Origin of the sequence: Nonomuraea sp. NPDC052129 (assembly GCF_040680095.1) — a bacterium.
GTDB lineage: Bacteria > Actinomycetota > Actinomycetes > Streptosporangiales > Streptosporangiaceae > Nonomuraea.
The window spans coordinates 191,856-214,392 of record NZ_JBFAVX010000016.1 but is presented as its reverse complement, the minus strand read 5'-3'; the positions used below and the strand labels follow the sequence as shown (position 1 = coordinate 214,392).

Annotated in this window: 24 protein-coding genes; 19 read left to right on the top strand and 5 right to left on the bottom strand. The window is 65.9% G+C overall.

The genetic code is table 11. From position 1 onward, the window contains the following. Window position 1: 1 nt before the first annotated feature. From AB0L53_RS31670 to AB0L53_RS31650, 5 genes are read left to right on the top strand one after another with little or no spacing between them, the layout of a single operon-like run. The gene (locus tag AB0L53_RS31670; RefSeq protein ID WP_364001540.1) at window positions 2-2,725 is read left to right on the top strand and encodes a fibronectin type III domain-containing protein; all 2,724 of its coding nucleotides are present in this window, start codon (window positions 2-4) and stop codon (window positions 2,723-2,725) included. Between the two features lie 11 nt (window positions 2,726-2,736). Then, on the top strand, window positions 2,737-3,387 hold the full coding sequence (locus tag AB0L53_RS31665; protein WP_364001537.1) for a hypothetical protein: 651 nt from the start codon (window positions 2,737-2,739) through the stop codon (window positions 3,385-3,387). Next, window positions 3,384-3,725, top strand: coding sequence for a hypothetical protein (locus AB0L53_RS31660; RefSeq protein WP_364001534.1), 342 nt, complete (start codon window positions 3,384-3,386; stop codon window positions 3,723-3,725). Before AB0L53_RS31665 ends, AB0L53_RS31660 begins: the two co-directional genes overlap by 4 nt. 7 nt (window positions 3,726-3,732) lie before the next feature. After that, window positions 3,733-4,014 (top strand): hypothetical protein, encoded by a 282-nt coding sequence (locus AB0L53_RS31655; protein WP_364001531.1) that lies wholly within the window; start codon window positions 3,733-3,735, stop codon window positions 4,012-4,014. Continuing rightward, window positions 3,998-4,729: a CHAP domain-containing protein gene (locus AB0L53_RS31650; RefSeq protein WP_364001528.1), complete on the top strand. Its 732-nt coding sequence runs from the start codon at window positions 3,998-4,000 to the stop codon at window positions 4,727-4,729. The genes AB0L53_RS31655 and AB0L53_RS31650 overlap by 17 nt, the downstream gene beginning before the upstream one ends. 7 nt (window positions 4,730-4,736) lie before the next feature. Here the strand turns inward: AB0L53_RS31650 and AB0L53_RS31645 are convergent, their stop codons facing one another. Further along, entirely contained in the window at window positions 4,737-5,837 is a 1,101-nt protein-coding gene (locus tag AB0L53_RS31645; protein WP_364001525.1) for a pentapeptide repeat-containing protein, read from the bottom strand. 254 nt (window positions 5,838-6,091) lie between these two features. On the opposite strand from AB0L53_RS31645, the gene AB0L53_RS31640 reads away from it, so the two are divergent. Both AB0L53_RS31640 and AB0L53_RS31635 read left to right on the top strand, forming a co-directional pair. Then, complete coding sequence (locus AB0L53_RS31640; RefSeq protein WP_364001522.1) at window positions 6,092-6,331, top strand: hypothetical protein; 240 nt, start codon at window positions 6,092-6,094, stop codon at window positions 6,329-6,331. Window positions 6,332-6,383: 52 nt separating this feature from the next. Continuing rightward, window positions 6,384-6,998 (top strand): hypothetical protein, encoded by a 615-nt coding sequence (locus tag AB0L53_RS31635; protein WP_364001519.1) that lies wholly within the window; start codon window positions 6,384-6,386, stop codon window positions 6,996-6,998. A 282-nt stretch (window positions 6,999-7,280) separates the two neighbouring features. Here AB0L53_RS31635 and AB0L53_RS31630 read toward each other — a convergent pair whose 3' ends face one another. Further along, window positions 7,281-7,886 (bottom strand): YdcF family protein, encoded by a 606-nt coding sequence (locus AB0L53_RS31630; RefSeq protein ID WP_364001516.1) that lies wholly within the window; start codon window positions 7,884-7,886, stop codon window positions 7,281-7,283. Continuing rightward, window positions 7,883-9,244, bottom strand: a complete 1,362-nt coding sequence (locus AB0L53_RS31625; protein WP_364001513.1) for a helix-turn-helix transcriptional regulator — start codon at window positions 9,242-9,244, stop codon at window positions 7,883-7,885. The genes AB0L53_RS31630 and AB0L53_RS31625 overlap by 4 nt, the downstream gene beginning before the upstream one ends. Before the next feature lie 723 nt (window positions 9,245-9,967). Here AB0L53_RS31625 and AB0L53_RS31620 point away from each other — a divergent pair. From AB0L53_RS31620 to AB0L53_RS31570, 11 genes are all read left to right on the top strand, one after another. Beyond that, window positions 9,968-10,615: a GPP34 family phosphoprotein gene (locus tag AB0L53_RS31620; RefSeq protein ID WP_364001510.1), complete on the top strand. Its 648-nt coding sequence runs from the start codon at window positions 9,968-9,970 to the stop codon at window positions 10,613-10,615. Between the two features lie 31 nt (window positions 10,616-10,646). Then, window positions 10,647-12,122 carry an APC family permease gene (locus tag AB0L53_RS31615; RefSeq protein ID WP_364001507.1) on the top strand — a complete coding sequence of 492 codons (1,476 nt, stop codon included), beginning with the start codon at window positions 10,647-10,649 and terminating at the stop codon, window positions 12,120-12,122. 18 nt (window positions 12,123-12,140) lie between these two features. Then, window positions 12,141-12,809 (top strand): GNAT family N-acetyltransferase, encoded by a 669-nt coding sequence (locus tag AB0L53_RS31610; protein ID WP_364001504.1) that lies wholly within the window; start codon window positions 12,141-12,143, stop codon window positions 12,807-12,809. 107 nt (window positions 12,810-12,916) lie between these two features. Beyond that, a complete protein-coding gene (locus AB0L53_RS31605) occupies window positions 12,917-13,108 on the top strand; it encodes a hypothetical protein (RefSeq protein WP_364001501.1) in 192 nt (63 codons plus the stop codon). A gap of 204 nt (window positions 13,109-13,312) precedes the next feature. Then, window positions 13,313-14,173: a hypothetical protein gene (locus tag AB0L53_RS31600; RefSeq protein WP_364001498.1), complete on the top strand. Its 861-nt coding sequence runs from the start codon at window positions 13,313-13,315 to the stop codon at window positions 14,171-14,173. A 251-nt stretch (window positions 14,174-14,424) separates the two neighbouring features. Then, window positions 14,425-15,744 carry a hypothetical protein gene (locus tag AB0L53_RS31595; RefSeq protein ID WP_364001495.1) on the top strand — a complete coding sequence of 440 codons (1,320 nt, stop codon included), beginning with the start codon at window positions 14,425-14,427 and terminating at the stop codon, window positions 15,742-15,744. Between the two features lie 3 nt (window positions 15,745-15,747). Then, a complete protein-coding gene (locus AB0L53_RS31590; RefSeq protein ID WP_364001492.1) occupies window positions 15,748-16,980 on the top strand; it encodes a metallophosphoesterase in 1,233 nt (410 codons plus the stop codon). 22 nt (window positions 16,981-17,002) lie between these two features. Then, window positions 17,003-17,542: a dCTP deaminase gene (dcd, locus tag AB0L53_RS31585; protein WP_364001489.1), complete on the top strand. Its 540-nt coding sequence runs from the start codon at window positions 17,003-17,005 to the stop codon at window positions 17,540-17,542. Continuing rightward, on the top strand, window positions 17,539-18,069 hold the full coding sequence (locus AB0L53_RS31580; RefSeq protein ID WP_364001486.1) for a hypothetical protein: 531 nt from the start codon (window positions 17,539-17,541) through the stop codon (window positions 18,067-18,069). The genes dcd and AB0L53_RS31580 overlap by 4 nt, the downstream gene beginning before the upstream one ends. Then, complete coding sequence (locus tag AB0L53_RS31575; protein WP_364001483.1) at window positions 18,066-19,166, top strand: glycosyltransferase family 4 protein; 1,101 nt, start codon at window positions 18,066-18,068, stop codon at window positions 19,164-19,166. The genes AB0L53_RS31580 and AB0L53_RS31575 overlap by 4 nt, the downstream gene beginning before the upstream one ends. Before the next feature lie 82 nt (window positions 19,167-19,248). Beyond that, window positions 19,249-20,292 carry a serine hydrolase domain-containing protein gene (locus AB0L53_RS31570; RefSeq protein ID WP_364001480.1) on the top strand — a complete coding sequence of 348 codons (1,044 nt, stop codon included), beginning with the start codon at window positions 19,249-19,251 and terminating at the stop codon, window positions 20,290-20,292. An 80-nt stretch (window positions 20,293-20,372) separates the two neighbouring features. On the opposite strand, the gene AB0L53_RS31565 is transcribed toward AB0L53_RS31570, so the two are convergent. Both AB0L53_RS31565 and AB0L53_RS31560 read right to left on the bottom strand, forming a co-directional pair. Then, complete coding sequence (locus AB0L53_RS31565; RefSeq protein ID WP_364001477.1) at window positions 20,373-21,107, bottom strand: GntR family transcriptional regulator; 735 nt, start codon at window positions 21,105-21,107, stop codon at window positions 20,373-20,375. Between the two features lie 47 nt (window positions 21,108-21,154). Beyond that, the gene (locus AB0L53_RS31560; protein ID WP_364001474.1) at window positions 21,155-21,832 is read right to left on the bottom strand and encodes a winged helix-turn-helix domain-containing protein; all 678 of its coding nucleotides are present in this window, start codon (window positions 21,830-21,832) and stop codon (window positions 21,155-21,157) included. Window positions 21,833-22,122: 290 nt separating this feature from the next. Here AB0L53_RS31560 and AB0L53_RS31555 point away from each other — a divergent pair, with 290 nt between their 5' ends. Continuing rightward, window positions 22,123-22,521, top strand: coding sequence for a hypothetical protein (locus AB0L53_RS31555; RefSeq protein WP_364001471.1), 399 nt, complete (start codon window positions 22,123-22,125; stop codon window positions 22,519-22,521). Window positions 22,522-22,537: the final 16 nt, after the last annotated feature.

Genomic DNA, 22,537 nt, shown 5'->3' with positions numbered 1-22,537 from the left:
GGTGCAGGTCATCATTTCTGGGCAGGCGCAGCGGTTCGCGCTGCGACTGGCCGTGTACGAGCCGAACGGCGACCGGTTGGGTTCGTTGCCGCATCACCTCGGGTTCGAGGCGGCGCTGCCCTTGAACGACACGTCGTCGCTCAAGGTCACGTATCCCGCCGCCGGAGTTGGCTCCGGCTGGCTTGAGCAACCGTGCGAGATTGCGGTCGAGTACGCGGTGAACGGCGACGTGTGGGTGGAGCCGGACGGCGGCCGGTTTCTCCGGATCAAGCGCGGCAGTGACAACACTGATCTGTCCCGGACGCGCACGTTCGAGTGTCCGGGCTGGTCGTGGCAGCTCCGCAAGGTAATCATGTACGCGGGTCCGGTCATGGCCGACGGGAAGCGGCCATTCTCCGCAGTGTCAGCGGGGGCAATCCTGCGGACCCTCATCGATGAGGGTCAGGCCCGCGGCGCTGTGCCGGGCCTCGATGTGGACTTCTCGACGACGCACGACAGCTCGGGCGCGGCCTGGGACAAGGCGCTGACGTTGGAGCTGGAACCGGGTGTTGATCTGCTCGCGTTGCTGCTCAACCTGAGTGAGCAGGGCGTCATCGATTGGACGATGTCCGGCCGCACGCTGCGTGTCTTCAACGAGGGCAGCGAGCTGGGTAACGACCTGGCCAGCGGGCCTGCGCCGGTGGACCTGCGGCTCTCGCGCGACATCGACGAGGCGCCCGACACCGCGACCCTGGAGGACTTGGCCACCGCGATCCTTATCCGGGGTGAGGCGGGCTTGAGCGTGGAGGTGACGAACCCGGCAGCGCCGCAACCGTGGGGGCGGTGGGAAACGTCGCAGTCACAGGGCGGCGTGTCTGACCAGGGCACAGCAATCCTCCTCGGAACAAATGCGCTTGAGCGAGCAGGGCGGGAGAGGGCGCAGCTCACGCGAGGTATCCGATTCGAGGTCGCGCGGTGGCTGCCGTTTGAGCACTACCAGCCAGGTGACTTCGTGCTCGCGCCCGGCGACCAGGGCGTCATGGACTCGCTTCGGTTGCGGCAGATCACGCTCGCCGTGGGCGCAGACGGCTCCATTTCGGGAAACCTCGTGCTCAACGACAGGTTCATTGAGCGAGAACTCAGGTTGGCCCGGCAGGCCGCTGGGATCCTCGCTGGCGGCGTCTCGTCGGGAGGCACGGGCGGCGAGCCTGCTCCAGAGCAGCCGGGAGGCCGCGCGGCGGCACCGCCCGCGGGCCTGATCGTGGAGCCGGCCGCGTATACCGATGAATACGGCTTCGCGCGGGGGCAGGTCACCGCGACCTGGTCACCGGTCGCCGCCGACGTGAACGGCGTCGCGATCGACCCGGATGGCTACGAGCTGTACGCGCGCGTGAACGCCGTGGGCGAGGCATGGAGGTTGATCGCCTCCACCGACGACACCACGGCGACGTACTCGCCCTTGATCGTCAATACCACGTACGGCTTTAAGGTACGGGCGACCGCGCAGGGGACGAAGGGTGAATTCTCGGCCCCGTACGTCGCGCTGATCCCCGACGACGTGACACCTCCCCCGGTGCCGAGCACGCCGGCGCTGTCCACGCGCCTGGGCGTGATCGAGGTCGGCTGGAACGGCTTGGGCCAGAACGGCGGCGGCATGTCGTCGGACTTCGAGCTGGTGCGCGTCTACATGGCGGCCGCCGAGAACGGTCCGTTCGACGTGGTAGATAGCCTGCGCGCGGCCGGGGTGGCGCTTGTGGTGGACCAGCCGTACAACACGCTGAGGTGGTTCCGCTTCACCAGCGTGGACCGGCGCGGGAACGAGTCAGCGCCGTCGAGCTCGGCGAGTATCTCGACGAAGCCGCTGGTGGACACGGACATCATCGGGAAGATCATCAGCGGTGCGAACATCCAGGCAGGAACGCTCAACGCGGCGGACGCGATGATCGCCAACACGATCACCGGAAACCTCGTCCAAGCCAACGCGATCAACGCCGGGCACCTCCAAGCTAACGCTGTCACCGTGGACAAGCTTGCGGCCGGATCGGTGAATGCCGCCGCGCTGACCGCTGACGCGATCACAGGTAAGACGATCACCGGCAGCTTGTTCCGCACTGCGGCGGCTGGTCAGCGGATCGTGATAGATCCCGCGACGCTGTCGATCCGCTTCTTCCCGGGCAGTAGCACCAATTTTTCGCAGTTGTTCACCCGGGACAATATTTTTCCTGGAGAAGCGACCTTTCAAATAACGTCAGGGCAGAACCAAGTAGGGTCGGCGCAGTCGCAATTCATGGTGGCGGCCGGATTTAACCAAATGCGTATTTACGACCCCGGCACCAACAACGACAACGGCGGTTTCGTGGAGTCCGCTGAAGACTACGCGCGCATGGGCTACTCCGATGGCGGCAGCGCCGAGCAGTCTTGGTGGTTCGATGGCTCGGCCCGGACCAGGCACTACGGCAAGTGGTGGGATCACAACGATCTCGGTCCCACGGCCGGGATCAACTCCGGCTCACTGATCACCAGCTCAGGGTTCAGCGGTCAGCAAATCTCCTACGGCTCCACCATGCAAGGAAATATGGGGCCTGTTGCCACCGTCCGCGACGGTAACACCTCCGCGAATTTCTACTGGTGCCTCACGGCAAGTAATCAGTCCGGTTTCACGATGGGCTGGGGGCCCAGCGGATCCAGCACCTTCACGGGAAAAGCGACGTACTGGTGGAGTTTCCGCCACAACGGGAGTGCATAGAAATGACAGACGTGTGGACGCTGTGGGACGCCGAGCTGGGCTACGGCCCCACCAGCTTCCTCGATCGCGACCGGGCACGCCGATCCCCGCTGGGCGCTGAACCGTCGTGGGGTGTGGTCAAGGTTGATCCGAGCGGCGCCCGGATTCTGCACGCGTTCCCGCACAGCACCCTGGAGTGGCGGGCTGCGGAGTACGGCATTGACCCCGAGGACATCGACACTCTCCTCGAAGTGATCTTGTATGAGCCGTGGATCCCTCGCGAGGATGACCTGCTGGCGATGGTTCACCCCGAAGCGAGCGCGATCCTGCGTGACACCCGAGGCATGCCCGACTGCTGGACGCCCGGCGTCAGCGACTCCGACCGATTGGCCGCCCACCTCGCCCGCATCCAGGCCGTCAAAAACTATGCTGTCTTGCAGAAGAAGGCATCAGTCGCAGACCGTCAGGCCGCGCTCGACTTCGTGGGCTCCACCCGCGTGGCGCCGCCCGATCCTCTCGACCCGATTAAGACGACGACCAGACTGGATCCGATCCGGATCGAGTCCCGGAAGATGGCCGTGAACTGGCTGCGCGCCAGCGGCGATCAGACGGCCTGGCCGGACTTCTACCACAAGCCCATGTGCACGTTCATGGGCATGCAGCCCGCAGGTGGTACCGGGTGAGCGAGGAACAGCCATCGAATCTGGCGCTGACGCTGGAGAAGCTCCGCCGTGCTGTGGAGGTCGGATTCGAGAAAGTAGGAGGTACCACGGCGCTCATCCTGCAGCGCCTGGACCAGGTGGACGATCGTCATGCAGAGCTGGTGCAGCGCGTCGAGCAGGACCGCGCGGCTGCCGACATCCGACACGCAGCACTGGAGACGCGGCTGGACGCCATCGAGCGGGAGGCTGTGACGCGTACGCAGCTCGCAGAGCGGACCAAGCAGATAATTGCCGTCGTCAGCGTTCTCGTCACGGTCGCCAGCGTCGTGATCGCGCTGATCAGCCTGGCCCGGGGCTGATCTTCACGTGACCGTGTACCCCGTCGAGGACGGCGTTCTCATTGTGCCCGCCGTACTCCCTATCCACGTGCCTGAGGGCGAGCTGAAGCTCAGCTTGGCCGACTGGCTGGCCCTTAACACCCCCAACAAGGAGGACGTGATGTCCGACGACGAACTACCGCCGAGTCCCTTCATGGACGCCGATGTGACCGAGTTCGACCCCGACCAGTCCTGGCTTCCGCAGGAGCCAGGGTCGGTTGTCGAGGACGAGGCTCTCGGGGAGGAGGTGGAAGGTGGCGAAGACGCCTGAAGATGCCATGCTCGACGTCGTCCGCTCCCAACTCGGCTACACCGAGAGCGGGACCGGGTGGACGAAGTTCGGCGCTTGGTGGGCCGAGCGGCACAACAAGTCGCAGGAGTGGGCCCGCGAGCCGTGGTGTGACATGTTCCTGGCCTGGGCGGCTGATCAGGCCGGGCTGAGCTCCGTGGTGGGAGATTCGGCCTGGACGCCTGGGCACGCGCAGTGGTTCAAGGACCGCGGCCGTTGGGGCCACACGCCCAGGCGCGGCGCCATCGTCTTCTTCGACTGGCAGGGGAGCAAGAACATCCCCGCGATCGATCACGTCGGCATCGTCGAGGCAGTCCGCTCGAACGGCACCATCGTGACGATCGAGGGCAACACCTCCAACCAGGTCAAGCGGCGCGAACGCTCCGGCCTGGTCGCCGGCTACGGCTATCCGGCGTACTCCAGCAAGCCCGCACCCATGCGTGAGCCGTCGTGGACGGAGGAGATCGTGAAGACCCTGCCTCTGCTGAAGCGCGGTGCGCGCGGCTATGACGTGAAAACGCTGTTCTACCTGCTGCACGCCCGCGGCCTCGGCCTCGGCCTCGGCGGCGGTATCGACGACACCGTGTTCGGCGGCCCGCTGGAGGACGCGCTTCGCACCTTCCAGAAGCAGGCTGGCCTGAAGGTGGACGGCGAGTGCGGGCCGAAGACGTGGACCGCGCTCCTGCGCGTGGTCTGATCGGGCCTTAGAATTTGGTGCCGTTGCCTGTTTTTGCGATCTCGCGGATCTCTTCCGGCGTTATGCCCGTGACATTTCTCAGGTCTGCCCCGGTCAGGTCCGCGCGGGTCAGGTCCGCGTCGGTCAAGTTCGCGTAGGTAAGCTTCGCGCGGGTCAGGTCCGCCTCGGTCAAGTTCGCGCGGGTCAGGTCTGCGGGGGTCAGATCCACCTCGGGCACCTCGGGCGGCACGACATCGGTCTCCTTCCCGGGCAGCTCCTCCTCGGTCCGGTTCGCCAGGTCTGCGGGGGTCAGGTCCACGCTGGTCACCTTCGCGCGGGTCAGGTCCGCCCGGGTCAGCTTCGCGCTGGTCAGCTTCGCGCGGGTCAGGTCCGCGCGGGTCAGCTTCGCGTCGGTCAGATCCACGCGGTCCAGGTCCGCGCTAGCCAGATCCGCGCTAGTCAGATCCGCGCGGGTCAGATCCGCGCTGGACAGGTTCGCGCGGGCCAGGTTCGCACGGGTCAGATCCACGCGGGTCAGATCCACGCGGGTCAGGTTTGCGTCGGTCAGGTCCGCTCCGGACAGGTGCGCGCCGAACAAGTTCGCGCCCGACAAGTCCACACCTTTCCATTCCGCACCTTCGAAGTGGGCGGCACCCAGATGTGGAGCATCTGCCGCACTGAACGGTGCGATGATGCCAAGAACCCGAAGCGCAGCTCCTACATCAGCTCCTGGCTGCCATCGGCCTTCCGCCGTGGCGGGGCGATCATGTCCCAGAATGAACCCCATAATGACGTGCGGAATGGTTGCGGCGTAGGGTGGAGAATCTTCGGCGATTCGCTCTAGCGCGAAGAGCCCGCCGATCCTCACCTCGACATTGTCCGAACCGATCTGCTCGAGGGCCTTGCTGTACCGGTCTGCGATCTGCTCCTGCTGGGTGGTTCGGAGGGTTTCCTGTCCCGTCTCCCATGTGAGTGCCGTATAGACCAGGCCGCCACCAGTAAGGATCAGTCCCAGCAGCAGGCCAATCGAGGTGACATGCTGCCACGGCCTTTGGCGGTGGGCGTCGTACAGCTCTTGCCGCTTATCAGCGGGCAAGCCGTCCAACTCTTCCTGTGTGGGCGGGGTCACCTTAGGCTTCCCGGATGCTGGCTGTGGTGCTGGTCGGGCGCGATTCCGGAACGTTCTCGTCACCCGCTGCGGCGGCGTCGGTGACCCGCTGGTCGGCTGTTGCCCAGGAGGCGGAAGCCCACCGTTCGGCTTATCGGGATTGGTCACGTTCGGGACGGTAACTGATCTCCCAAATCCGTAAGTGCAGTGCCCTGCCGAGGTGGCGGGGCCTTTCGCATGTCTAGCCCCATGGAGGAACCATGCATGGAGAGCCCGTGACCTACGACAAGCCTGTCGAGCGGAAGGTGACCGCCGCGGCAGCGGGCTCCTACCTCGGCCTGCTCGCGACCCTGACCGTCCTGCAGACGGTCAGCGCCGACCTCGATCTCATCGCATGGCTGCCCGACTGGCTGGAGTCGATGGCGATCCCGCTGCTGCCCGGCCTCATCACGTGGGTGTCCGGCTACAAGGCCAAGCACACCGCGCGGCCCGACCTGCCGCTGGACCAGAGGTAGACCATCCCCGCGATCCTTTGTCGGCCAAGCCTTCGACCTACCTGGAGCGTTAATGACGATCACGATCAACGGCGACGACATCACCGTGAACTGCTGCAGTCCTACTCCGGTGCCTGCGCAGTCCGTGCTGCGGCGCGAAGACCTGGTTAAGCTCTCATGCGCCACCGTCCTGCCTGAGCAGATCAACGGCGCCGCTGCGCTAGATCGGCAGATGGTGTGCGCGAAGGCCATCCTGCCGGCCGGTAAGACCATCACGCACCTGGGCGTGCCGGTGGCGAGCGGCCCGCGAGGTGTCCCGTCTGGTGAATCCCGCCTGGCTGTCTACAGCATCACAGGTGGTCTAATCGCCGAAACCGGCAACGACGCCAAGCTGTTCGATGGGACTGGATGGCGGTTTTCTCCGCTTGCCGCTCCGCTGCCGGCCAAGCCGGAAGACAGAGTGATCTGGCTGACCGCGCTCCTACCTGCGTACAGCGTTGCGCCGCCAGCCCTGCTGGCGGCGAAGAACCCGGTTACCGACTTCCCCAACCTCTACAACCCGAACGGCTTCCGGACGTTCACTCACCCAGATCGGACCCAGCTCCCCACTGATGTCGGAGGAGACTACCCCCCGCTGAACATGGTGGTCTGCATCGTGGGCGTCGACCTATCGGTGAACCAGCAGTAGCATCCGATCGCCACCCGCCCCTGACGATTCCGTGAGAGCGCAGACCGCGAGGCGACGCCCTACGCGGTCGGCCAGGGATAGCCGGTCGTCGCTCAACCTATGGGAAGCCCCCGCTCACCTCTTCGGAGGTGAGCGGGGGCTTTTTCGCGTGCGGGCAGAAACTCGACCTACATGTGTTCAGCTACTACGCGATCGAGGAACGCACTCGTGCCGGCGAATGCTGTCCCAGATACCAGGAGTGCCAGGTGAACAGCACCTCCGCAGACCGGAGGGACTTCCCACTCAACGCCACGCCCCATCAGCGCGTTGCACATGAGCAAAGCTGCTCTCCCCAACGCGGCGTTTGACCTCTTTCCACTCGCGGATTACTCGCCGCCTGCCGCCCGGAATGGATGGCCAGTCCGCCCGAGTTACAAGCTTCCCGTCGTAGACAGGTTCCCACGCGATGGCATGAAAGGTGCCGATATCCGGCAACAGAGTCTTAAGCATGTGAACGGTGCGGCGGTGGTACCACTTGGACACAGCGGTGATCGCGAGCCTCGATCGTAGGGCTTCCTGAAGAAAAGGTAGCGCGAGTTCGACGTTCTGCCGGGTGTTGGCAGACTGATCTTCGCACCGGATGACATCGTCGGGGACGCCACGTTCAAGAAGGAGGCGGTGGAAGGTGCGCCCTTCGTTAATCCCGTTATGGCGGTTCGTTCCTCCGGTAGCAATGATCAGGGAAGTGAGCCCAGCGTGGTATCGCTCAGCCGCGATCTCGGCCGGTTGAGGCTGGTTGGTGCCGAAGAGAAAGAGCGCAGTCGATTGGCTGTCAGGTGGGGGTGCTGCGATATCCACGAACGCGGTGATTTCGGCGACCTGTTCAGGATTGAGGTCGTTTATCGTCAAGAGTCCTCACCAGGGCCATGGTCGGAGAGTTGTAAGCGACTCTCCGACGGACGAGTAGTCGCTTCCATGTATCGGGAGTGATAGTTAGCAGTCTGGCGCGTATCGGCGAAGTCTTGGGCTAGAGCATTGTCCAGCTTGCCCGCGAGCACCATGGTGGGCCACGCGGGACGACTGCCCGACAGTGCCGCATGTCCGGCGGCTACTGACTCATCCAGGTGCCCAAGGCCGGCCTGAGCGAGGGCCAGGATCAGTAGCGAGCGAGCATAGCCCGAAGGATGCTCGCCGCGTTGCCGCGCCTCTGGTTGGTAGACGGTCTGGATCACCCGATTGGTCGCCGCCACCGCTTCCTTGAAGCGGCCCACAAACAGCAGAGACGTGGCGGTGTAGGGAGGGTCTTCTGCCAGAGCGATGGAGAAGGCGCCTGTCACCGGAGCGTCAGCGGGTAGCGCCGCAATCGCCTTGCCTGCGCGACGTCTGGCCAGGGTCATACGGTCAATTTCCCCGGCCATCGCTGCTGCACGCATCTCCTGTGACGCAAGCTTGGCATGGACAACGGTGCCCTCCGGCACAGCCTCCTGGCCCTGGGCAGACAGCGTCGCCGATTGGCGCGGTTGCCCCTGATACCAGGCCACCATGGCCTTCGTCAGGGCGGACCATGCCGCCAGTTCCGGGTGTTTCGCTTCTCTGCTGTGACGTTCGGCGTCTGAGCACCAAACGCGAGCTGCTGCATGTTCTCCCATGTCGCATGCGGCCACAGCGAGCAGTTGAGATAGCCAGCCAGTCGCGAGCACGAGGTCCTTGCGCGGCTGGCCTGGCCCCGCGCAGCCGAGTATCCCGCTGGCGTAAGACCTGACGGTGAGGAGCTCGTCGTAAACGTTCGCTGGTGGTAGAGCGCAGATCGTCAACGCATAGTGGTCGATGAGCTCACCCAAGCTGTCCACCACGTCACCGACATTGTCGTGGCCGATCATGTCGAGGGCCTGGATGACGCGGCGATCCTGGTGCAGCCGCAACGCAGGCGTGGCGGCGGCCGCAATCCCGTGTCTGAGGAAGGTCCGGCGTAGCACCTCACTCACCTGCTCTACATCGTCGCTGAGGACAGTGTACGGAGCAGGCGGGGGTTTCCTATCAGGAGCTTTCTGCAGCGTATCCAGGTCCACCTCGAATGTTTCCGCCAGTGCTGGGAGCCAAGAAGTGGGCCGGACACGGCCTTGCTCCCACCTGCCGACCTCGTGCCGTGTGACCGTGAAGGTCCCGGTGATTGCACACAGTCTGTCTGCAACCTGCTGCTGCGTCATTTTGGCGGCCTTGCGAAGGCATTTCAGCATATCCGGAAGCGGCAGGTCGAATGCTTCCACCTGGGAAGTCCTTTTCGGTCGGCATGTGGGCACGCTGTGGGCACGTAAATCGTGCCCCTCCATCGTGCTCCTAATGGATAGATGCTGCACAGGGTGTCTACCGCAAACACCACATAACAAGAGACGTGACACGCCCAAGAGCTTCCCTCAGCCGAGCAGAGGTTCAATCTGATGAGAGTGTTGCATCAAACCGTGTCAGCACCATATGGCTGTTTCGCTACACGCGCAGGCCAGCCGCTCCAACCGCGCGACCCGCTCACGCAACTCGCCGTTCTCCTGCTCCAACGCGGTGACCCGCCCAGCCAGAGCACGCGCGAGAGCAATCAGCTCCTCGCGCGACAGCTCCTCCAGGCCAGACACCCGACGATCTCACCACGCCCGGCTGAGATGATCAAAGTCACACGATGTGACGAGACCAGAACATCTGTCACTTATTACACACAGGCTGAATGTCTACGCGCAGGCGGTGAGAGCCGAAATACCCGGATCGCCCACGGTTCGATGATCGTGGCGTGGCACTCCTCCACGAGCAGTGCATTGGCGTCAAGCGCAGGGCGTCATGTGCTGCAGGTGCCACGCCCCGTGCGGTACAGCGCGGCTACCCACTCCTCGCCGCCATACCGCACGCCTCGGCGCGGGCCGGGCCGACCTCCCGGCGGCGGCCAGCCGCCCTCCGATCCCAACTGACGACCCGAAGGGCTTGCCCTCATGATGTGGTCCCCCTTGTCCAGAGGAGACTCGCCAGCGCTTGCTGACGATCTACTCTTCGTCGTCTGGGACACCAACCATTCAGGCCGGCCTCGCTTGCTTCCCGCCATTGCCGGGCTGGTGCTGGCTGGCGGTCTGCTCGGCGAGCTCGTGCTGCATGGTCGAATCGTCATCGAGGGCGAACGGTTGCATGTCGCCGACGCCCGTCCAGTCAGGAAAGAGCTGCTCGACCGGGTGCTCGCCTCGCTGAAGCGCGCGCCGGAGTGCACTGCCGTCCGTATCTGGCTGGACGGCCTGGCCAAGTCGTCCATTGCCGATGTGGCCGAGCGGTTGAGGGCTGCCGAGTTCCTGAAGTCGGAGGGCCGGACATTTCTCCTGCGCAAGGAGCGCTACTTTCACACGGACTTCGCGCGGGCGATGTGGCCGATGACGCAGGTGCGGTCGATCCTCATCTTCGGCAGAGAAGCCCGCCAGCAGGACCTCGCGTTGATCGCGCTTGCCGATGCGGCGCAGATGAACACGGTGGTTCTGGAGGACCCGGCTGAACGATTGCAGGCCGACCTCTACCGCCGTCACCTGCTGACCACGCTGGAACCTTCCCTGGCCCACCTGACGGGGCACGTCCGCGCAGCAACAGGCGATGCCGTCCTGACCTACCGCTGAGCCTCACCACCCCCCTCTAGAAGGAATCCCCGTGACTAATAACCATGATCCGGTCGGAGTCTTGCGCGCTGGTCGGCTGGGCACCTCCAGCATCCTGGCGTTCGTGGGCGGCGCCGCCGCGCCGCTCACCGTGACCGCCGGGCTGAGCGCGGCCGCGTACGCCGCCACGGGCAGCCTCGCTCTACCTTGGGCGTTTCCCTTGGCGGGCGTCGTGCTGGGGCTGTGGAGTGTCGGCTACGTGGCGATGGCCCGGCGCAGCAAGAGCGCCGGCGCGCTGTACACCTATATCGCCCAGGGGCTGGGCCGTCCAGCAGGCGTCGCAGCGGCATGGATTGCGCTGGCCAGCTACAACCTGCTGCAGGTCGGCCTGTATGGGGCCATCGGCGCGGCAATCGCGCCCTTCCTCCAGGGCGCGACGGGTATCTCCCTGCCCTGGTGGCTGGTCGCGCTGGCCGCGTGGGCGGTCGTCGCGGTCCTGGGGGTGATGCACGTCAGCGTGAACGGCCGCGTGCTGGCCGTGCTGCTGGGCGCGGAGGTAGCGGTCATTGTCATCCTCGATGCCGCCGACGTGCTCTATTCGGCCAACGGCCTGGCCGGGACGTTGTCCCCGGCCGCGCTGACGGGCTCTGGTGTGGGCGCCAGCCTGATGATCGCGATCGTTGGGTTCATCGGTTTTGAGACAGCACCGGTCTTTATAGAGGAATCCCGTGAGCCCGCCCGGACGGTGCCCAGAGTCGTGTACATCGCCCTGGCGGGCTGCGCCATCCTGTACGGCACGTCGGCATGGGCAATGATCGTGGCCGCCGGGCCCGGTCGCATCGTGCAGACCGCGCAGCAGAACGGAGCGCAGACGTTTTTCGCGCTCGCGCAGACCCACGTGGGTGCCGTCGCCGTCACCATCGCACAGGCATTGTTCGCCACCAGCCTGCTCGCGGCCATGATCGCATACCACAATACGACCGCCCGCTACCTTTTTGCGCTCGGGCGGGAGCATGTTCTGCCCCCGGCGTTCGGGCGGGTCCGGCCCAGTAGCGGGGCTCCTGTCGTCGGCTCCATCGCGCAGACCACAGTGGGCGCGATCGTCATCATCGGCTTTGCCCTCGCAGGCGCGGACCCCCTGCTTGACCTGTTTTACACCGTGGGTACCACCGGCGGACTGGGCGTCCTGCTGCTGATCGCCAGCACGGCTCTGGCAGTCATCATCTACTTCGCGCGTCACCCTGCCAGGCAGAGCGGTGAGACCCTGTGGCACCGCTGCATTGCCCCAGCGCTGGCAGCTGTAGGGCTGGGCGTGATCTTGGTGCTGGTGCTCACGAACCTACCGACACTGTACGGCTTGCCCGCCGATCACTGGCTGGTGCGTATCCCCGTCGTCCCCTTCACCTACGTCATCGTCGCGTGCGCCGGCGTGCTGTACGGCTTCGGCCTGAAGGCAATGCTGCCCGAGCGGTATGAGCGGATAGGTATGGGCGCCAAAGCAGCCGCTCCCAGCCAACCCATCAACTGAGAAAGGAGATCATCCGTCATGCACCCACTGCACCCCCCGATCCGCCGCGCCGGTCCCGAAGACGTCCCCCAGGTCGCCAAGCTGATCGCCACCGCCTTCCATCCGCTGGATGCCGCCCGCTGGCTGGTGCCAGATGAGGCCAGCCGCGACAAAGTGATGGCCGGCCACTTTCGGATCCTCGGGGAACATGCTCTTGAGCATGGCCTGATCGACATCATCCCCGATGAGGCCATCGGCGACCGGAGCGAAGTGCGGCTCCACGGTGGCGCCGCCCCGGCCGCCGTCGCGGTCTGGTTCGACCGGACCATGCCGCTGCCAGAACCAGAAGACTATGAGCGCCGTCTGGACTGGGCCACGGGTAAGTATGCTCATCGGTTCCGGGCTTTGGACAAGCTGCTCGCGGAGCATCATCCGACCGAACCGCACTACCACCTGGCCCTACTCGCGGTGCGTCCGCGCTACCAGGGTCGCGGGCTGGGCAGCGAGTTGCTGCGCCACCATCACGAAAGGCTGGATCACACGGCCGTCTACCTGGAGGCCAGCAGCTCGCGCAGCCAGAGGCTTTATGAGCGGCGCGGCTACCAAGGCCAGGGCCGACCATTCGCGCTACCAGACGGTTCCCTCTTCTATCCCATGTGGCGCCCCGCTACCGCCCAGGAGAACGACTGGCTGCTGCCGCTGCTGTAAGCGTCAGCGCGGCCGCGGCAGCGTGCGCGAACCCGATCACACCTGCGGCTCGGGCAGGAACACCCCTCCGCCTCGCTCTGGCCACCCGATCCACAAGGACGCATTCGATGGACTCCATCATGCTCGTCGTCCTGGGCTGGCCCCTGCAACGCCTCGGAGAGCAGGACCAGCTCGACAAAGAGCAGCCCGCAGACGCCTGGCCACGAGCCGAAACGACCTTCCCCCGCTGTGAGCCTGCGACCCCCGCGCGGGCCCACAACACCGCCCCGGCTGAGCTGGGCCGGGGCGACCGGCCGTGAGACGGCGTCCCCCAACGCCGTCTCACGGCCACCCACACTCCATCGGCACGACCCATGGGCGGCGGCCATCGGCCAGCAGCCGGCTGAGTGCCCCAACTTCACCCATCTTCGTCCTCACATCCCCCTGAAGGCTCGATGACTACCTCCCCTCTGCGGTTTGGCATTTACTACGATGGCGGCTGGTTCACCCGGCTATGGCGATATATGGCTGAGCACTCCCCGTGGCGGGCTGGCCTGTATTTCGGCGGCGTACACGACCTGATGCGCTGGCACCTGCATCGCCAGTTCAACCGCCCGCTGGCCAGCGTCGTCCTGGCAGAGACGCACTATGTTCTGGGTCGCCTTCCTGGGAAGACCGACGCGCAAGCCGATGACAGCGGATGGGTCGGGACCCCGTGGGGCTCCTCACCGGTGTGGGATCGCATCCTTAAGGAAGAGGGGATCGTCCGGCACGACACCGTCATGACGGCCGCCGGGGAAGCTGGCAAGGCCCACATGCAGATAGGCACCGACGTCGAACTGGCGTTGGTCACCTACACCACCGCGACCAGCGCGAATCTGGACGTCGTCGTGCTCATCGCCCCGTACGCTCACCTCGTTCCGCTCGTCCGGCATCTGCAGACGGCCGGAATCCAGGTCGTCGTCCCCAGCATCTACGAGCGGTACTCCACCAGCACCGGCCGGGCCAAGATCAGCATCGAGCCTGCCCTGGCGCAAGCAGCTGACCACACACCCCCATGGACCGACCTGATAACCGCCGGTCTGCAAAAGGACTATCGGCTCGTCTACCCATTCGTCGCAAAAGTCGGCGGCGAGGACAACATCGGTGCCGCACGAACCGATGGGTTCCGATACGGCACCATCAACCGCTGGGATTCGGGTTCCAACTACGGATTCATTACCGAAAGTGACGGGACACGCTGGTTCGTCAAGGTCGACGAGGTTAATGGTGGCTTCCCGCTGCTCAAGGGGCAACCTGTCCGGTTCCTCGGCGACCCGCATCCTGCTCTCGGTAGGGACTACCCACGCGTCCGCATCTGCTGGACGTATGACGTGAACGCCTGAGAGCTCGCTCGCGCCCTGACAGCCGACGAGTGCATAGGAAGGCCACACAATGACATCCCAGGGATCTGCCCTCCTCATCCACGCCGGAGCCCTCCTCGCCTCCGTGTGGATGCCTAGCTGGCCGATGACGGACGAGAGGTACCTCCGCGTCATCAAGACGCTCGCACTCAAAGCCCTCTCCGTCGCGCGCACATCAGCCGCCATTTTCGCAATCTCCACCATCTTTTAGTCGAAGCCAAAAGGGATGCCAGATGACCCAGCAGTCCGGTTCCACCGTTCCTACTGACTCGCTGGCCGTGCGCGGCGGACCGGTCTTGTCGGGCACCGTGCGGGTGGACGGCTCGAAGAACGCCGCTCTGCCGCTCGTGGCCGGCGCCGCCGTCATAGACCGGCCCGTCACCTTGGTCAACCTGCCCGCCAGCGCAGACGTCGCCATCCTGGCCGACCTCATCCGCGCCGCCGGAAACCACATAACCGCGCAGGCTGGCACCCTGCACGTCGCTCCCGCGCCCGATCAGGTAAGGCAACCTGATCGGGCGCTGGCGGCCCGCATCCGAGCCTCCTACTATCTGGCACCCGCGCTGCTGGCCCACGGCCGAGCTGAACTGCCCTGGCCGGGCGGGTGCGCCGTCGGCGAGCGTGGCATGGAGCTGCACTTCATGGTCTATGAAGCGTTCGGTGACAGCGTCCACACCTGCGAGGCCGGATACCAGATCACCGCCCCCCGCAACCAAGCCCACACCCAGGTCGAGATCACCCTTCCCTTCCCAAGCCGCGGGACCACCGTGGTGGCCCTGCTGCGCGCGGTGGCAGCCCGCCGCCCCCTGGTGCTGCGCACCCCCAACACCTCGCCGGAGGTGGCGGGGCTGGTCCAGGCGCTGAACGAGTCCGGCCACCACACCGTCTACCAGCCGGACGGAACGCTGACCTTCATGCCGGGCGTGACCCAGGCGGCACGCTGGCAGGTGCCGGGCGACAAGATCGAGGCCGGGACGCTGCTGTGCGCACTCGCCATCACGGGAGGCCACGGCCGCATCCTCGGTGTCAACCCCGACCACCTGACACCGCTGATCGAGCTGCTGTCCAAGGTAGGATTCCCCGTCAACCCGATCTCCAACGGTGTCGAGCTGGGCGCGGACGTCCGGCTGACCGGAACGCCCATCGACGCAATCGCAACCCGGGACTCCCTGGCCAGGGCCGACTGGCTCGACGCGGACTTCGAGCCGCCGCTGATGGCCCTGGCCCTGACCCTTCCGGGCATCCATTCCTTCGCTGATGAGATCAACCCCGGACGGCACGCCAACCTGCTGCCGCAGCTGCGCCGTCTCGGCGCGGTCATCGCCGAAGAGTCGGCCACCGCCTGCCAGGTGAACGGTCCGCAAACGCTGGTCGGCGCCCACGTTGAGGCCGCCGACATCCGGACCGGCTCGACACTGTTGGTCGCCGGATTGGCCGCTCAGGGCACCACCGTGGTGACCCGTCTCAGCCAAGTGCGGCGCGGACACGCCGACCTGCTCGGAAAACTCCGCTCGCTCGGCGCCGATATTGCTGACGAACCGGTCACGGAGTGAGCCATGGCCAAGGTCACCGCAGAAGCGCGCCTCCCCGTGCGGCCAGTGAAGGCGATTCTCGCCACCACCGATGTGCACTCCTCGCTGGGCGACCCCCTGCCGATGCTCAGCCATCTTCACAAGGCCCGACCGAACACGTTGGTTGCCGACTGCGGCGATTTCTTCGAAGGTAGCGGCTACTACCGCCTCGGTGGCGGCGCACTCGAACGGCGACTTCTCACCCGGCTGTACGACGTGCTGGCTCCGGGCAATCACGGCTGGCACCACCACCTTGAGCCTGATCTGCGCCCGCTCACCGTGTGCGCGAACGTCACCGACGATGCCGGAGCGCCTCTGTTCCGCCCTCTGCACTGGGCTGAGATCGGCGGCCAGCTCGTCGCTGTCACCGCGGTGCTCGGCGAGCAGGCGTTTGCCTGCCTGCCCGCCAGAGACCGCGCCGGGCTCCACTTCATCGAGCCCGCCCGTGCGCTGCACGCCCTGGCAGAGGCCCATCGTGCGGATGCGTGGATCGTGCTCAGCCATGCCGGCTACCAGCACGACCTGGCGTTAGCCCAGGAGTCCCCGCACCTGGACGTGATCTTCGCCGGTCACTGCCACAGCGACCACTACGGGCCCACAGTCGTCGGCGCCACGCAGGTAGTCAAGGGCTATGAGCTGGCCGCCGGGTACGCGACCGCGACACCGCAAGGATCGGGCTGGCACGCCACCGTCCACCGATTCGCTCCCGCCAACCACGTCCCGCTCCCGCTCCCGCTGCAGGCTCTCGTCCAGGAGATCGACCACATTCGCCGTCGTCTCCAGGAACCGCTCGCGGTGTTGGCCCCGCGTTTTCGGAACCGGCCGCTGGACCTTCCTCGCCTGCTGAGCGAGGTCGCCGCGTACCTGCGGCATCGAGCCTGCGCGGAAGCGGTGGTCTTGAATCAGACCAGCCTGCGAACCCTCTACCTGCGTGAATACCTCACCGTGGGGACGCTGCTAGGGATCGAGCCGTTCGCCAACCAGCTCACCACGGTGAACCTGCCTGACCAGTTCGTCGATCGCCCGCAGGAGCTGGTGGCAGGCCTCGCCAGGTGGATGGGGCCGATCATCACCGCTCCCGACCCTTTACCTGCGCGCCTACGTCAGGTCGTGACCACCCAATACGTGGCGATGTCCTTCTTGGACACCGCCAACCCACCGGACGGCGAGCCGCTCGCCGACATCGTCAGGCACGTGTTACGGACCAGCCGCCCCTGAACCGATAGGGAGAGGGAAACGAATGATCCTCACCGGCCCAGAGATTGGGGCTGCTGTCAGAGATGGCAGAGTGCGCATCGACCCGTTCGATCCGGGCCAGGTCAACCCGAACAGCTACAACGTCCGGCTCGGCGACACCCTGCTCACCTACACCGACCCCGTCATCGACGCTCACCGGCCCAACCCCACCCGGACCGTCACAATCGACAGCGGCGGCCACGTCCTGCGGCCGGACGAGCTCTACCTTGGCCACACCGTCGAGCGAGTCGGCTCCGACGCGTTCGTGCCCCTGCTGTTCGGCCGCTCGTCGGTCGGCCGGCTCGGGCTGTTCGTGGAGATCACCGCCCCGATCGGCGACATCGGGTTCTACGGCCAGTGGACGCTGATGTTGTCTGCCATTCGACCGCTGCGCGTCTACTCGGGCATGCGGATCGGCCAGATCATGTTCTTCCTGAGCGCCGGACCCATCGACCTCTACCACGGCAAGTACCAAGCGTCAGATGGGCCGCAGCCCTCTCGGCTATGGGACGACGGCCGCCGGCGTCTTGAGGCTGCAACGTGATCCTCACAGGCCGGGAGATCGCTGCCGCGATCAGCGCTGGCGAGATCACCATTGCGCCTTTCGAGCCGTCTCGCCTGTCGCCCAATGCCTACGACTGGCGGCTCGGCGAGCGCCTGCGGGTGTGTGAAGGCGAACTCGACGCCGCCGCCACCACCGTCTTGCCTGAGATCGTCATCCCGAAGGAGGGATTCGTGCTGCGGCCGGGCACGCTCTACCTCGGCCACACCCTGGAGCGGACCGCGTCGGAGCGGTACGCCCAGTTCCTCAACGGCGATCGCACCATCGGTGGCCTGGGCATCTGGGTCCACGTCTCCGCGCCACTCGGCCACGCCGGTCACGCGATCTGCTGGACGCTGGAGATCCGCGCCGCCCGCCCGGTGCGCGTCTACCAGGGCATGACCTTCGGCAAGCTCGTCTTCCTGCAGACCTTCGGCGCCTCCTGCAGCTACCAGACCATCGGCCTCAAATACACCCGCTCGGGCGGCATCGACACCTCCCGCCTATATGAGGAGATCGGACGCTCATGAACGACCCCATCGCCAGCGCCCCCGTCCTGACCGCGCTGGACATGCCCGCAGCCAGCCCTGGAGGCTCCATCGAGCTCCTGTACGACCTGTACACCGGGCCCGCTCCACTGATCGATGCCCAGGCGTTCATGCTGGCCACCGATCGCCCACACGCTCACCCGCCAACCGGAGTCCGGCTGATGAGTGCCCGCGGCAAATGCGTCGATGGGGATCCGTTCTGGGCCTACGTCGGCCGGCTGCGCCAGGCGCTGGACGAGGCTGTCGACCCGGCGAAGGTCGAGGTGATCCACCTGCAGCACCTGGCCTTCGGCGCGAGCGCCGCCCTGACCCGGAGCCTGCCACAGCATCCGGCCCTATCGCTGGTTCACGGCACCGACCTGCTGTTCGCCGCCGCCCACCCCACCCAGCGGCAAGTTCTGGCCGAAACCGTGGCCGCCAGCCGTGCCGTCGTCGTGCCTACCACGGCCATGGCCGACCGCCTGATCGCCCTGCACGAGCCGTCCCGCAACGCCCGGATCGAGCACATCCCCTGGGGCATCCCCGACCGGCTGCTGCACACCCCGCCCCTGCCGCGACAGCCCCGCCAGGACGAGCTGAGAGTACTGTACGCAGGCCGCCTCACCCCGGAAAAGGGCCTCGACTCCGTCTTCCTCGCCCTAGCCGACACGGCCGGCCTGCAGCTGTCCGTCGCCGCCCCGCCCGAGCAGTACGCCTCTCACGCGCTCCGCTCCGACCGCCGCCACACCTACCTGGGCTGGCTGCCCCGCAAGCGGCTGTGGCAGGAATTCGCCGACCACGACCTGTTGATCGTGCCGTCCACCATCCTGGAAGCGTTCGGACTGGTCGCCCTCGAAGCGCAAGCCTGTGGCCTGCCGGTGCTCTACCAGCCGGTACCGGGTCTCACCGAGGTCCTGGGCGACTCCGCGCTGAGCGCCAACCTCGCCGACCCCGCGATCATGAACAAGATCATCAGAAATTTGCAGGCCGACCCGACGATCCTGGATGACCTGCGCGTGGCTGGCCTCGACAACGCCGCACGCTTCCCCCTCAGCGCCACAGCGAAGTTGTTGACCGATCTCACCCAGCAGATCACCTGACGCCGCGTCCTCCCGGCGGCTCTGCCGCGTGCTCACTACCCTGGCATCCTGACCCGGCCGCACAGATCGAGGGACACCCACCATGGCTGACGCCCACGACGCCATCACCCATCTGCTTGACCAGGGGGTTCGCCAGGGGGTGTTCCCGGGCGCGATCTGGGCCATCGGCGACGCGGACGCCACACTCGACTTCGGCGCCTGCGGGCTGGCCGACCCCGCCGACCCCGCCACGACGGTGCGGCCCGATACCCTCTGGGACGTCGCGAGCCTCACCAAGATCCTTGCCGTATGGACAACCATCGGTACCTTGTGGCACGACGAGCAGCTTTCGCTGGACGACCCGCTGCACGACTTCTGGCCCGAGGTGGACGGCTACCCGCTCGGCCAGGTCACCGCCCGCCATCTCCTCACACATACCGCCGGCGTGCCCCTGCGAGCCAACCTCAAGGCCCTCTACGGCGCTGATCCGCAGGCCATCCGCGAAGGCGTCCTGCACGAGAACCCACATCGGCCGCCGGGCCAGGCGGTCGAATACACCGACCGGGCCCCCCTGATCCTCGGCTTCCTCGCCGAATACCTCGCCGGAGCCCCCCTGGATCAGCTCGCCACCGAACGGGTCTGGAAGCCCCTCGACATGACGAATACCCGCTTCGGCCCCCTGCCGACCTCTGACCGGCCCCGTTGCGCCCCCACGGAGTACGACCCCGATACCGGCGCCCACCTCCAGGGCGTCGCCCACGACTACTCCGCCCGCCTGCTCGGCGGCGTGTGCGGCATCGCCGGCGTCTTTTCCACGCTCAAGGATCTGGCCCGATTCCTGCAGCATCTCCTGCCTCCCGGCCCCGACTCCGACCAGGTCGGGTTCGGGCCAGCCTGGGTCACCGAGTCGCTGGACATCCACACCGGTGACCTCACGCCAGCGCGCGGCCTTCTTTGGCACCCCGCCCCCGACAGCGGCCCCCAGGAGGACATCTACGTCCACCATGGCTTCACCGGTACGGCCATGTGGCTTTCACCGAAGCAGCAAAGATGGGCGGTCCTGCTCACCAACAAGATCTACTACAGCCGTGACCGCGACCCGCTGATGAGCATCCGCGCCGCCTTCCGCACGCTCGTCTTCAGCTGACCGGAGAGGGCGGTGAGCCCATGAGTGAGGATCAAGCTGAGCTGTGGCCGTTGTTCGGGCTACGTTCCTCGGCCGCATCGCTACAGCATGACTTGCTCGTCGACGAACCTGATCCGCGTCGGGTTCGCAACAAACCGCAGCAGCTCGACCAGGTGACCCTGCCGATCGGCAATGACCTGGTCATAGGTGAGGACGAGTGCCCGTCGCACGAGTTTCAGGGCCTTGGCCTCGGCATCGCTGGCCTGACGGTTGGCGATGACGCGTCGCACCACGGAGTGTGGCTCCAGGTCGGCGTCAGTGAGAGCCTGGTAGACGCCGCCTGGGACCTGGCCGCGCTTGGCTATCGGGGTGTCGCTGACGAGCTGGTGGGGGTAGATCGCTTCGTCGAGTCGGACCACGGTGTCGCCGATGGTTGCGCGGCGGTTGCGCGTGATCACCTCGTCGCCGCTGTCGAGGTTGAGAAGTCCGGCGACGTCGGGGGCCGCCTCGCTGGTGGTTACCTTGCCAGTGATCATGGCGCCCTCGGTGCCGGAACGCTCGCAGCACTTGGCCCAGGGCAGTGGGCCGTGTCCGTGCGGTCCGTGCAGAACAAGATCCACCACTGTGAGCGGTGGCTGCACGATCATCCCTTCGGCCGCGTGGCGGATGACGAGCTGCTCGGCCTTCAGAGTTGCGAGCGCTTGAGAGATGGTGCCGATCGAGACTCCGTGCTCGATGGCGAGGAGTTGGGAGTGGGGCAGTGGTTCGCGTGGCGGGTAAGTTCCGTCGAGGATCTTGGCTCTGAGGTCGTCGGACACTTCTTTATGGCGGACCATGGAAGCATGTTATCCGGAAAACGAGCGATCTGATCGGGCGTTCGTGATCAGTGCTGAATCAGCTCCGGGTCGGGCAGTTTGGAGGACATCTGCCACAACTGGCCTGGTCTCTTGCGTGGCCACAACGCGGGCGCGTAGACGTACAGCTCCGCGCTATCGGCCGCCGGCCGCCGCATCGCGTTCACCACGCGCAGCAGTTCGTCCCGAGCCCACAGGGCATCACGGCCAGGGCACGTTGTCGCACACATTGCGACGTTGGCACTGCTGCCGACCATGATCTGTACCTCTTCGGCGCGGTCGAGGCGCTTCGTCGGGTGCAGGCGCGGGTCGGACTCGCCAGAGACGACGATCTGCACTGACGTGATGTCGTTGATCCGCACGAGTGTCAGCCTGTCCTGAGATGCCAGCCATGCCGTCATACCGGCAAGCGTGAGGCAGCACGGTCGTCGTTCGCAAGCGATCTCGGGGGCCGACTGAGGCGGCTGTGCCGAGCTCTGGGATGCGCTGGGGTCGGAGACTTGGACGCCTTGACCAGGGACGCGAGTAACGAGGCTCGCGTCGGCGAGCAGCTTGAGGGCGTTGCGGATGGTGGACCGATTTGCCTCGTGCTCCTGCGAAAGCTCGCGTTCCGAGGGGAGCCAGCTCCCTGGCGGGTAATCGCCTCGCCTGATCTTGGCGGCGATCTGGTCCGCTATGCCTTGGGCTTTCGCGGGCGGGATCGGCATCCGGTCTCCATGTGCTCCTCGGGCGGGCTTTCCGGCCTTTGGAGCCAACTTTAGAGGCATCCATGATCCGTCCAAGAGCAGTGCTCGCGCGATCTTGGCTTGGTGGCCAGGTACGGGTTGCGGTACAGTCATGGTATGCGTACCATGGCCGTACCAACAGGATAGTCGTAGATCGCCGCTGCACCTGGTGCGCTTCCCGCAGAAACTCCCCGAGAGCGCAAAGCGGCCCCGCAAGTGATTCCGAGGCCGCCGCATCAGCACCTTCCCTTGCGACAGAAAGCAGGTGACCGATGAGCACCATCATGACTCCCGCGCCCAAGACCGCCGACCAAGAGATTGCCAAGCCGCCGCCCCCGCCGCTGGAGCACCAGCTCTGTGTCGAGGTCAGAACCTTGGCCGAGAAGGTCAATGAGGGCGGCGTCTGTGTCGGCAGCCATGACGACCGCTGGGTTCAGCAGGGTCTGACCCGGCGCAAGGCTCGCCTCCTGTGCGAGCCCTGCGACGTGCGCGACGACTGTCTGCGCATGACCGTCATTGAGGAGGCGCTGTCGATCCATGTCTACGGCGGTTCGATCCATAACCTGCACGGTGCTCGCGGCGGCGTGCTCGGATCGGGGCGGACCGAACCCGTGAAGGAACTAGTGGAAGCGCTGAAGGCCGACGCTGCCAAGCGCAAGCCTCCGGCGTGATCCTCTTGTGAATCTC